The organism is Serratia montpellierensis (assembly GCF_020858655.1).
Taxonomy (GTDB): domain Bacteria; phylum Pseudomonadota; class Gammaproteobacteria; order Enterobacterales; family Enterobacteriaceae; genus Serratia; species Serratia montpellierensis.
The window spans coordinates 122392-133372 of the sequence record NZ_VOSN01000010.1; the positions used below are offsets into that span (position 1 = coordinate 122392).

The 10981-nt window shown below is 55.7% G+C and carries 8 protein-coding genes, 1 tRNA gene, 1 rRNA gene and 1 riboswitch; of the genes, 7 read left to right on the forward strand and 3 right to left on the reverse strand.

All coding sequences use genetic code 11. The features are described 5' to 3' along the window. Nucleotides 1-22: 22 nt before the first annotated feature. On the reverse strand, nt 23-754 hold the full coding sequence (locus FUU19_RS11295) for a glutathione peroxidase (protein WP_019452251.1): 732 nt from the start codon (nt 752-754) through the stop codon (nt 23-25). A 151-nt stretch (nt 755-905) separates the two neighbouring features. Here FUU19_RS11295 and oxyR point away from each other — a divergent pair, with 151 nt between their 5' ends. Next, nucleotides 906-1823: a DNA-binding transcriptional regulator OxyR gene (gene oxyR, locus FUU19_RS11300; RefSeq protein ID WP_025304651.1), complete on the forward strand. Its 918-nt coding sequence runs from the start codon at nt 906-908 to the stop codon at nt 1821-1823. On the opposite strand, the gene sthA is transcribed toward oxyR, so the two are convergent. After that, on the reverse strand, nt 1806-3203 hold the full coding sequence (sthA, locus tag FUU19_RS11305; protein ID WP_004931047.1) for a Si-specific NAD(P)(+) transhydrogenase: 1398 nt from the start codon (nt 3201-3203) through the stop codon (nt 1806-1808). The two genes, oxyR and sthA, sit on opposite strands and share 18 nt — an antisense overlap. Nucleotides 3204-3420: 217 nt before the next feature. On the opposite strand from sthA, the gene fabR reads away from it, so the two are divergent. After that, nucleotides 3421-4053, forward strand: a complete 633-nt coding sequence (gene fabR / locus FUU19_RS11310) for an HTH-type transcriptional repressor FabR (RefSeq protein WP_004931044.1) — start codon at nt 3421-3423, stop codon at nt 4051-4053. Nucleotides 4054-4069: 16 nt separating this feature from the next. Continuing rightward, nucleotides 4070-4441 carry a YijD family membrane protein gene (locus FUU19_RS11315; protein WP_141973065.1) on the forward strand — a complete coding sequence of 124 codons (372 nt, stop codon included), beginning with the start codon at nt 4070-4072 and terminating at the stop codon, nt 4439-4441. A 34-nt stretch (nt 4442-4475) separates the two neighbouring features. On the opposite strand, the gene trmA is transcribed toward FUU19_RS11315, so the two are convergent. Then, entirely contained in the window at nt 4476-5579 is a 1104-nt protein-coding gene (gene trmA, locus FUU19_RS11320) for a tRNA (uridine(54)-C5)-methyltransferase TrmA (protein ID WP_141971967.1), read from the reverse strand. Nucleotides 5580-5694: 115 nt separating this feature from the next. Continuing rightward, nucleotides 5695-5914, forward strand: a riboswitch (cobalamin riboswitch). A 69-nt stretch (nt 5915-5983) separates the two neighbouring features. Here trmA and btuB point away from each other — a divergent pair. The 4 genes from btuB to FUU19_RS11340 all read left to right on the forward strand — a co-directional run bounded on the left by btuB (nt 5984) and on the right by FUU19_RS11340 (nt 10866). After that, entirely contained in the window at nt 5984-7861 is a 1878-nt protein-coding gene (btuB, locus tag FUU19_RS11325) for a TonB-dependent vitamin B12 receptor BtuB (protein ID WP_025304648.1), read from the forward strand. Next, nucleotides 7806-8669, forward strand: a complete 864-nt coding sequence (gene murI / locus FUU19_RS11330) for a glutamate racemase (RefSeq protein ID WP_049205307.1) — start codon at nt 7806-7808, stop codon at nt 8667-8669. Before btuB ends, murI begins: the two co-directional genes overlap by 56 nt. A 373-nt stretch (nt 8670-9042) precedes the next feature. Next, nucleotides 9043-10584 (forward strand): 16S ribosomal RNA (locus FUU19_RS11335). 206 nt (nt 10585-10790) lie between these two features. Next, nucleotides 10791-10866: transfer RNA gene (locus FUU19_RS11340), tRNA-Glu, on the forward strand. Nucleotides 10867-10981 lie beyond the last annotated feature (115 nt).

The window sequence follows — 10981 nt, forward strand, 5'->3', positions numbered from 1 at the left end:
ACGTTGGCTTTGTTATTACTTATTAAGCTGACAGGAAAGTTTCCAGATCGTCGCTGCCACCGATGTGACGGCCGCCGATGAACACTTGCGGCACCGTGGCGCGGCCGCTGACGGCGCGCAGGCTGACGGTGGTGGCGTCTTTGCCCAGCACGATCTCTTCATACTGAATGCCGCGTTCTTGCAGCATCTGTTTGGCTTTGGCGCAGAATGGGCAGCCCGGTTTGGTGAACAGGGAGACCGATTCCTGCACTTTGAATTCCGGCGCCAGGTATTTCAGCATGGTGTCGGCGTCGGACACTTCAAACGGGTCGCCCGGCTTGTTTGGTTCGACGAACATTTTCTCGACCACGCCGTCGCGCACCAGCATCGAGTAGCGCCATGAACGCGGGCCAAAGCCCAGATCCGCTTTCTCGACCAGCATGTTCATGCCTTTGGTGAATTCACCGTTGCCGTCCGGCACGAAGGTGATGTTTTCCGCATGCTGATCGGCTTTCCAGGCGTTCATCACGAAGGTGTCGTTCACCGAGACGCACAGAATGCCGTCGACGCCGTGCTGCTTGAATACGCTGGACAGCTCGTTGTAGCGCGGCAGATGGCTCGAAGAGCAGGTCGGCGTGAACGCGCCCGGCAGCGAGAACACGATAACGGTTTTGTTTTTGAACAGGTCATCAGTGGTCACATCAATCCATTGGTCGCCCTGACGGGTGTGGAAAGTAACCTGAGGAACTTTCTTGCCTTCTTGACTGGTAAACATTGATTAACCCCTTAATTAGGAAAAGTAATTTTTAGCATTTAGCGCGATATCGCTTCGTTGGGACACATTATTGTCGCTGGGGCTTGATAGATCTAATCGCTCATTGCTATCTTATCTATCGCCATGAGCTATCATGGAATGGAGGGAAACAATGAATATTCGTGATTTAGAGTATCTGGTCGCCTTGGCCGAGCACCGGCACTTCCGCCGTGCGGCCGATTCATGCCATGTGAGCCAGCCCACGCTGAGCGGGCAGATCCGCAAGCTGGAAGACGAGTTGGGCGTCATGCTGCTTGAGCGTACCAGCCGCAAGGTGCTGTTCACCCAGGCGGGTCTGTTGCTGGTGGAGCAGGCGCGTACCGTGCTGCGCGAAGTGAAAGTGTTGAAGGAGATGGCCAGCCAGCAGGGCGAAGCCATGTCCGGGCCGCTGCACATCGGTCTGATCCCGACCGTGGGGCCTTATCTGCTGCCGCAGATCATCCCGACGCTGCACAAAACCTTCCCGAAACTGGAAATGTACCTGCACGAAGCGCAAACCCACCAACTGCTGGCGCAACTCGACAGCGGCAAGCTGGACTGCGCCATTCTGGCGCTGGTGAAGGAAACCGAGGCGTTTATCGAAGTGCCTCTGTTCGATGAACCGATGAAGCTGGCGGTGTATTCCGATCACCCGTGGGCGCAGCGCGAGCGCGTAGCGATGCCGGATTTGGCGGGAGAGAAGCTGCTGATGCTGGAGGATGGCCACTGCCTGCGCGATCAGGCGATGGGCTTCTGCTTCCAGGCGGGCGCGGACGAGGATACCCACTTCCGCGCCACCAGTCTGGAAACGCTGCGCAATATGGTCGCGGCCGGCAGCGGCATTACCCTGCTGCCGTCCCTGGCGGTGCCGCCGCAGCGCGAACGCGACGGCGTCTGCTATCTGGATTGCTACAAGCCGGAACCGAAGCGCACCATCGCGTTGGTGTATCGCCCCGGTTCCCCACTGCGCAGCCGTTATGAGCAGTTGGCCGAGGCGATCCGCGAGCACATGCAGGGCTACATCGACAACGCGTTAAAACAGGCGGTTTAAGCCGTTAAGCGCCGCCACCCGGTAGGCTTCGGCCATGGTCGGATAGTTGAAGGTCGTATTAACGAAATACTCGATAGTATTGCCTTCACCTTTCTGTTCCATGATCGCCTGACCGATGTGGATGATCTCCGCCGCACGTTCGCCGAAGCAGTGGATCCCGAGGATCTGCAGGGTGTCGCGATGGAACAGGATCTTCAGGCTGCCGACGTTCATCCCGGCGATCTGCGCGCGCGCCAGATGCTTGAACTGGGCGCGGCCCACTTCATACGGCACCTTCATCGCCGTCAGTTCCTGCTCGGTTTTGCCGACGGAGCTGATTTCCGGAATGGTGTAGATGCCGGTCGGGATATCTTCGATTAAGTGACCGCTGGCTTCACCGGAAGCGATCGCCTGCGCGGCGATGCGGCCCTGATCGTAGGCGGCGGAAGCCAGGCTCGGATAGCCGATCACGTCACCGACCGCATAGATGTGCGACAGCGCGGTTTGATACATGCTGTTCACCTTCAGCAACCCGCGGCTGTCCGACTCCAGGCCGACGTTTTCCAACCCCAGCGAATCGGTGTTGCCGGTACGGCCGTTGGCGTACAGCAAGCAGTCCGCTTTCACCTTCTTGCCGGACTTCAGGTGCACGATTACGCCGTCTTCGGTGCCCTCAATCTTCTCGAACTCTTCGTTATGGCGGATCACCACGCCGTTGTTCCAGAAGTGGTAAGAGAGCGAATCCGACATTTCCTGATCGAGGAACGCCAGCAGGCGATCGCGGGTGTTGATCAAATCGACCTTGACGTTCAAACCGCGGAAGATAGACGCATACTCGCAGCCGATCACCCCGGCGCCGTAAATGATGACGTGGCGCGGCTCATGGCTCAGTTCGAGAATGGAGTCGCTGTCGTAGATGCGTGGGTGATTGAAATCGACGCTGGCCGGATGGTAAGGACGCGAGCCGCAGGCGATCACGATGTGGTCGGCGCGGATGGTGTCCTGGGTACCGTCCATATAGCTGACGCTGACGGTATTGGCGTCGATGAAGCGCGCGTCACCGGCGAACAGTTTGCACTGATTCCGCTCATAGAACCCTTGGCGCATGCGGGTCTGCTGGCTGATGACGTTATCGGCGTGGCGTAAAATGTCAGGGAAGGTCGCGCTGAGCGTGCGCGAGTTGTTGTAAAGCGGGTTCTGATTGAATTCGATAATGCGGCTGACGGCGTGGCGGAGGGCTTTGGAAGGGATGGTGCCCCAGTGGGTACATCCGCCGCCTACGTTATTGTACCGTTCGATAACGGCCACGCGGGCGCCCTGTTTCACCAGCCCCATGGCGGCACCTTCACCACCAGGGCCCGAGCCAATCACAATGGCATCAAATTGATAGTGCTGTTGCATGTAGGAGAGACCTGTTTTTTATACAAGATTACAACGGTATCTTAACATCATAGCGCTGCTCACCCAATCACCATTAGGCTTTTTGAGTCAAAGCACAATCGGCTCAGGGCGGAAGTGTGATAGAGCGCGTTAGTATAAATGCTGTTGCAATAAAATTTGCTATATTGCCGAGTCTAGGGCGTTAGACTGAGAGAATGGAACCTATCCGGATATGCATATGGGCGTCAGAGCACAACAAAAAGAACGGACTCGTCGTTCCCTGATCGAAGCTGCTTTCAGCCAGCTGAGCGCCGAACGCAGCTTCGCCAGCCTGAGCCTGCGGGAAGTTTCACGCGAGGCAGGCATCGCGCCCACGTCGTTTTATCGCCATTTCCGCGATGTGGATGAGCTGGGGCTGACCATGGTGGACGAAAGCGGCCTGATGCTGCGTCAGTTGATGCGCCAGGCGCGCCAACGCATCGCCAAAGGCGGCAGCGTGATCCGCACCTCGGTGTCCACCTTTATGGAATTTATCGGTAACAACCCGAACGCCTTCCGCCTGCTGCTGCGCGAGCGCTCCGGCACATCGGCGGCATTCCGTGCGGCGGTGGCGCGCGAGATCCAGCATTTCATCGCCGAACTGGCGGACTACCTCGAGTTGGAAAACCACATGCCGCGCAGCTTTACCGAAGCGCAGGCGGAAGCGATGGTCACCATTGTGTTCAGCGCCGGCGCGGAAGCGCTGGATATCGACGTCGAGCAGCGGCAACAACTGGAAGAACGGCTGGTGCTGCAGCTGCGGATGATCTCCAAAGGGGCGTATTACTGGTATCGTCGCGAACAAGAAAAAGCTTCTGTGTCCCACGTATAAAAAAGGTAAAAAAATGATGGAAAAACCAGGCCGTGAAAATGGCACCTTACTGCTGGCGTTGATTGCCGGCCTTTCGATCAACGGTTCGTTTGCCGCGTTGTTCAGCTCGGTAGTGCCGTTTTCGATCTTCCCGCTGATCGCGTTGGTGCTGGCGGTGTACTGCCTGCATCAACGTTACCTGAACCGCGCCATGCCGGACGGCATGCCGAAGCTGGCGGCGGCCTGCTTCCTGCTGGGGCTGCTGATGTACAGCGCCATCGTGCGCGCCGAATACCCGCAGATCGGTTCCAACTTCCTGCCGTCGGTGGTGTGTGTGGCACTGGTGCTGTGGATCGGGGTCAAGCTGAAGGCGCGCAAGGCGCCGGATGCGCCGACTCAAGAGTCGTAATGAAACGGGGCGCCATGATGGCGCCCCTGTCGTATCAGCGGTGCTTTTCCAGCAACACGCCGCATTCCATGTGATGGGTATACGGGAACTGATCGAACAGCGCCAGGCGGCTGACCCGGTGCGTAGCCTGCAGCGTTTCCAGGTTGGCGCACAGCGTTTCCGGGTTGCATGAGATATACAGAATGCGCGGGTAGGCCTGCACCATCTTCACCGTTTCCTCGTCCAGCCCGCTGCGCGGCGGATCGACGAAAATCGTCTCGCAGTTGTAACCGCTTAGATCGATGCCTTTCAACCGGTTGAATTCGCGTACTCCGTTCATTGCCTGAGTGAAGTCTTCTGCCGCCATGCGGATGATTTGCACGTTGTCGATATGGTTGGCGGCGATGTTGTACTGCGCCGCCGCCACCGACGGCTTGGCGATCTCGGTCGCCAGCACGCGCTCGAAATTGCGCGCCAGCGCCAGCGAGAAGTTGCCGTTGCCGCAGTACAGCTCCAGCAAATCGCCTTTGGAACCGGCGGTGACCGCCAGCGCCCACTCCAGCATCTGCACATTCATGGCCGCGTTGGGCTGAGTGAAGCTGTTTTCCACCTGACGATAGATCATGTCGCGGCCGGCAACCGTCAGCACTTCGTCAACATAATCCTGGTCGAGCATGATTTTGGTCTTCGACGCCCGGCCGATCAGCTGCAGGTCGAAACCCTGAGCGCGCAGCTCATCGCGCAGCTGCTCGGCACGCCGTTGCCAAACGTCATCCAGCTTGCGGTGGTACAGCAGCGAGGCGATGATTTTGCCGCTTTGCGTCGACAGATAATCGATCTGGAACAGCTTGTGGCGCAGGATCGGCTCCGGTTTCAGCGCGGCGATCAGGGCGCTCATCAGGCGGTTGATCAGTTCGCTGGCGGCCGGAAACCGATCGACGCGAATACGTTGCTTGGTCTGCTGATCGAACATGATGTGATACATATCGTCCGCGTCGTGCCAGATGCGGAATTCGGCGCGCATGCGGTAATGGTCGACTGGCGAGCGGAACACTTCCGGCTCGGGCGCCGCGAACGGTGACATCAACGTCTTCAGGCGGGCGACTTTCTCCGCCAGTTGGTCATCGTAACGTTCAATAGGCAAATTCTCGGGCGTCATCTGTGTCTTCTCGTCAGGCAAATTTGATCAGCGGGGATTGTAGGGAATCAGCCCGTGAAGTCCAGTTTTGTCGCGTTTATTATTTGTAACATTAGTAGCAGTCTAGACATCTATTTTCATTGATCGTAGCATTGCCGTCCGGCCTCAAGCAGCGAGTGAAAAGGGAATCCGGTGTGAATCCGGAGCTGACGCGCAGCGGTAAGGGGAAGTCACGGCGATAGCGTTTCGACGCAGACACTGTCCACTGCAGGATGGGAAGTCATCGCCCGTTGCCGGTCGCGCCCCGCGGCCCGCAAATCCCAAGCCCGAAGACCTGCCGGTGTTACGTCGCAATGTCCGTGGCCGTCGCGAACTACCGGCCATGATCCTGCGGCATCCGCCAATTAAGTTTGGATGCTTTTCTCATGACAATTACAAAAAATACGCTGCTGGCGGTGGTCTCCTCCGTCACGGCTTTTTCTGGATGGGCGCAAGACAACACCACAGCCAAGAATGGCGATAACCTGGTGGTGACCGCCAACCGTTTCCCGCAGCCGGTTTCTTCCGTGTTGGCGCCGACTTCCATCGTCACCCGTAACGATATCGATCGCTGGCAGGCCAAGAGCCTGACCGACGTGATGCGCCGCTTGCCAGGCGTGGACGTTGGCCAAAACGGTGGATTGGGACAAAAGAGCTCGCTGTTTATTCGCGGCACCAACTCCAGCCATGTGCTGGTGCTAATTGACGGCATTCGCCTTAATCAGGCGGGCGTCAGCGGTTCTTCCGACCTTAGCCAAATCCCGATTTCGCTGGTGCAGAAAGTCGAATACATTCGCGGCCCGCGCTCGGCGGTGTACGGCTCCGATGCCATCGGCGGCGTGGTCAACATTATTACCACCCGCGAAAAGAACGGCACTACGCTCTCAGCCGGCGTCGGCTCCAACGGTTATCAATCCTATGACGCGTCGACCCAACAACAACTGGGTGACAGCACCGTGGCGACGGTGGCGGGGAATTACACCTATACCAAAGGGTATGACGTGGTGGCTGAAGGTAATACCAGTATTCCTCAGCCCGATCGCGACGGCTTTATGAGCAAATTGCTCTACGGCGCATTACAGCACCAATTTAACGAGCAAATCAGCGGTTTTGTGCGTGGTTATGGTTACGATAATCGTACAGGCTACGATGGATTCTATTCTTACGATAAAGACTTCAATATTACCGGTCTGCCCGATACCCGTAAGCTGTACAGCCAAACATGGGACACGGGGCTGCGCTATCAGGAAGGGATTTACGCCACGCAGCTAGTGGGGAGTTACAGCCACAGCAAAGACTACAATTACGATCCGCGCAAAGGCCAGTATGCGATCTCCTCCAGTTTGGATGATTCGGAACAGTACAATCTGCAGTGGGGCAACACGTTCAAGGTTGCCCAAGGCACCATTAGTGCGGGCGCAGATTGGCAGGATCAACAAATCAAACCGGGTACCGCGTCCGTCAGCAGCGAGAGAAGCCAGCGCAATACTGGCATCTATCTGACTGGGCAACAGTTGGTGGGACCGGTGACGCTGGAGGCTGCTGCGCGTGGCGACGACAACTCGGAGTTCGGTTGGCACGGCACCTGGCAAACCAGTGCAGCCTGGGAATTCATCGAGGGGTATCGTTTCATTGCCTCTTACGGTACCGCGTTCAAAGCGCCAAACATGAACCAGTTGTTTAGTACCACTTACGGCAACAATAATTTGAAACCGGAAGAAAGCAAGCAATGGGAAGGCGGTTTTGAAGGCTTGACCGGGCCTGTGACCTGGCGTATTTCCGGTTATCGCAATGACATTGATAATCTTATCGACAGCGATCCGGTGAGTTACCGCTATTATAATATCGGTAAGGCGACCATTAAAGGTGTAGAGGCCACGGCTTCTTTTGAAACCGGCCCGCTGACGCATCAGATTGGTTACGATTATGTCGACCCGCGCAATGCTAAAACCAACGAAGTGCTGCTGCGCCGCGCTAAACAGCAGGTGAAATACGAGCTGGATTGGCAACTGTACGACTTTGATTGGGCAGTAACCTATCAATACCTGGGTGAGCGCTACGACAAGGATTATGGCGTTTATCCTAGCCCGACGGTTAAACTCGGCGGCGTGAGCCTGTGGGATCTCGCAGTTTCGTATCCGGTCACATCTCATCTGACAGTTCGTGGTAGAATTGCCAACCTGTTTGATAAAGATTATGAGACGGCCTATGGCTACGCTACTCCAGGAAGAGAATACTACCTCACTGGAAGCTATACCTTCTAACAGCACCGCCACACCTCGCCCGACGGTGCTGGTTTTTGATTCCGGCGTCGGCGGGTTGTCGGTGTATCAGGAGGTTCGGCAGTTGCTGCCGGATCTCCACTATATATACGCTTTCGACAACGTGGCGTTCCCCTACGGCGAGAAGTCCGAAGAGTTTATCGTTGAGCGCGTGCTGGAAATTGTCGGCGCGGTGCAGCAGCGTCATCCTCTGGCGATTGTCGTCATTGCCTGTAACACCGCCAGTACTGTCTCCTTACCGGCCCTGCGCGAGCGTTTCAGTTTCCCGGTCGTGGGCGTGGTGCCCGCCATCAAGCCTGCCGCCCGTCTTACCGTTAACGGCATTGTCGGCCTGTTGGCGACCCGCGGCACCGTACAGCGCAGCTACACCCACGAACTGATTTCCCGTTTTGCTACCGACTGTAAGATTGAACTGCTGGGCTCTTCAGAGCTGGTGGAGTTGGCGGAGGCCAAGCTGCACGGCGAAGCCGTGCCGCTGCCGGTGCTGAAGAAGATCCTGCATCCGTGGCTGAGCATGCGCGAGCCGCCGGATACTGTCGTGCTGGGCTGCACCCATTTCCCTCTATTAGCTGAAGAGCTGATGCAGGTGTTGCCGGAAGGCACCCGGTTGGTGGATTCCGGCGCGGCGATTGCCCGCCGCACCGCCTGGCTCATCTCAACGCAGGAAAATCTGGTCTCGAGCCAGGAAGAGAATCTGGCGTATTGTATGGCGTTAAATGAAGATACTGACGCTTTATTGCCCGTTTTGCAGGGTTATGGCTTTAAATCGTTGAAAAAACTGCCGCTTTAACGGTGTTTTGGTTAAACATTCAACGGTCGGAAAAAATATTGAAAATAGGGGTTGCGGCCTGCCGAGAACTCCCTATAATGCGCCTCCACTGACCGGGAACAACGACTGACAAGCCGCCGGGTCAGCGAGAAGAAAGCGAAATAAACGCTTGACTATCAGGGCGAAAAGCGTAATATACGCAGCCCGCGCCGATGAGTTTCTCGGCACTGCTCTTTAACAATTTATCAGACAATCTGTGTGGGCACTCCACAAGACGATATCCAGCATCTTCGGATGCAAAAAAATATCAAGTCTTGAAGAGTGACTAACTGAAGTAAAATTCATGCAGTAAATCTTTGAGCATCGCTTCTCGAGTGGAAGCAAATCAAGCTTTTAATTGAAGAGTTTGATCATGGCTCAGATTGAACGCTGGCGGCAGGCTTAACACATGCAAGTCGAGCGGTAGCACAGGAGAGCTTGCTCTCTGGGTGACGAGCGGCGGACGGGTGAGTAATGTCTGGGAAACTGCCTGATGGAGGGGGATAACTACTGGAAACGGTAGCTAATACCGCATAACGTCGCAAGACCAAAGAGGGGGACCTTCGGGCCTCTTGCCATCAGATGTGCCCAGATGGGATTAGCTAGTAGGTGGGGTAATGGCTCACCTAGGCGACGATCCCTAGCTGGTCTGAGAGGATGACCAGCCACACTGGAACTGAGACACGGTCCAGACTCCTACGGGAGGCAGCAGTGGGGAATATTGCACAATGGGCGCAAGCCTGATGCAGCCATGCCGCGTGTGTGAAGAAGGCCTTCGGGTTGTAAAGCACTTTCAGCGAGGAGGAAGGTGGTGAACTTAATACGTTCATCAATTGACGTTACTCGCAGAAGAAGCACCGGCTAACTCCGTGCCAGCAGCCGCGGTAATACGGAGGGTGCAAGCGTTAATCGGAATTACTGGGCGTAAAGCGCACGCAGGCGGTTTGTTAAGTCAGATGTGAAATCCCCGGGCTCAACCTGGGAACTGCATTTGAAACTGGCAAGCTAGAGTCTCGTAGAGGGGGGTAGAATTCCAGGTGTAGCGGTGAAATGCGTAGAGATCTGGAGGAATACCGGTGGCGAAGGCGGCCCCCTGGACGAAGACTGACGCTCAGGTGCGAAAGCGTGGGGAGCAAACAGGATTAGATACCCTGGTAGTCCACGCTGTAAACGATGTCGATTTGGAGGTTGTGCCCTTGAGGCGTGGCTTCCGGAGCTAACGCGTTAAATCGACCGCCTGGGGAGTACGGCCGCAAGGTTAAAACTCAAATGAATTGACGGGGGCCCGCACAAGCGGTGGAGCATGTGGTTTAATTCGATGCAACGCGAAGAACCTTACCTACTCTTGACATCCAGAGAACTTTCCAGAGATGGATTGGTGCCTTCGGGAACTCTGAGACAGGTGCTGCATGGCTGTCGTCAGCTCGTGTTGTGAAATGTTGGGTTAAGTCCCGCAACGAGCGCAACCCTTATCCTTTGTTGCCAGCGGTTCGGCCGGGAACTCAAAGGAGACTGCCAGTGATAAACTGGAGGAAGGTGGGGATGACGTCAAGTCATCATGGCCCTTACGAGTAGGGCTACACACGTGCTACAATGGCATATACAAAGAGAAGCGACCTCGCGAGAGCAAGCGGACCTCATAAAGTATGTCGTAGTCCGGATTGGAGTCTGCAACTCGACTCCATGAAGTCGGAATCGCTAGTAATCGTAGATCAGAATGCTACGGTGAATACGTTCCCGGGCCTTGTACACACCGCCCGTCACACCATGGGAGTGGGTTGCAAAAGAAGTAGGTAGCTTAACCTTCGGGAGGGCGCTTACCACTTTGTGATTCATGACTGGGGTGAAGTCGTAACAAGGTAACCGTAGGGGAACCTGCGGTTGGATCACCTCCTTACCTAAAGATATTAGTTCGAGTGGCGTGCTCACACAGATTGTCTGATAGAAAAGTAATGAGCAAACAAAACCTTGTGGTATAGGTAAGTGCCGGGAGATTTGTGACTGTCCAGTGCAGTGACAAACGACAATGGCGCTCGATTTTTCACGAAAAATCTCACCTTTACCCGAAATTATCGAATCGGTGATTCGATAAGCAAATTTCGGGTCCCCATCGTCTAGAGGCCTAGGACACTGCCCTTTCACGGCTGTAACAGGGGTTCGAATCCCCTTGGGGACGCCATTCCGATAATGAGTGAAAGACATTATCACCGGTTAGCGATAACCGAAAAAATCTTAAAGATGACTTGCGAGTCATGTTTAAGATATTGCTCTTTAACAATCTGGAACAAGCTGAA

Coding starts and splice junctions, on each gene's coding strand:
- FUU19_RS11295 (WP_019452251.1), bottom strand. CDS start 754: ATGTTTACCAGTCAAGAAGGCAAGAAAGTTCCTCAGGTTACTTTCCAC.
- oxyR (WP_025304651.1), top strand. CDS start 906: ATGAATATTCGTGATTTAGAGTATCTGGTCGCCTTGGCCGAGCACCGG.
- sthA (WP_004931047.1), bottom strand. CDS start 3,203: ATGCAACAGCACTATCAATTTGATGCCATTGTGATTGGCTCGGGCCCT.
- fabR (WP_004931044.1), top strand. CDS start 3,421: ATGGGCGTCAGAGCACAACAAAAAGAACGGACTCGTCGTTCCCTGATC.
- FUU19_RS11315 (WP_141973065.1), top strand. CDS start 4,070: ATGGAAAAACCAGGCCGTGAAAATGGCACCTTACTGCTGGCGTTGATT.
- trmA (WP_141971967.1), bottom strand. CDS start 5,579: ATGACGCCCGAGAATTTGCCTATTGAACGTTACGATGACCAACTGGCG.
- btuB (WP_025304648.1), top strand. CDS start 5,984: ATGACAATTACAAAAAATACGCTGCTGGCGGTGGTCTCCTCCGTCACG.
- murI (WP_049205307.1), top strand. CDS start 7,806: ATGGCTACGCTACTCCAGGAAGAGAATACTACCTCACTGGAAGCTATA.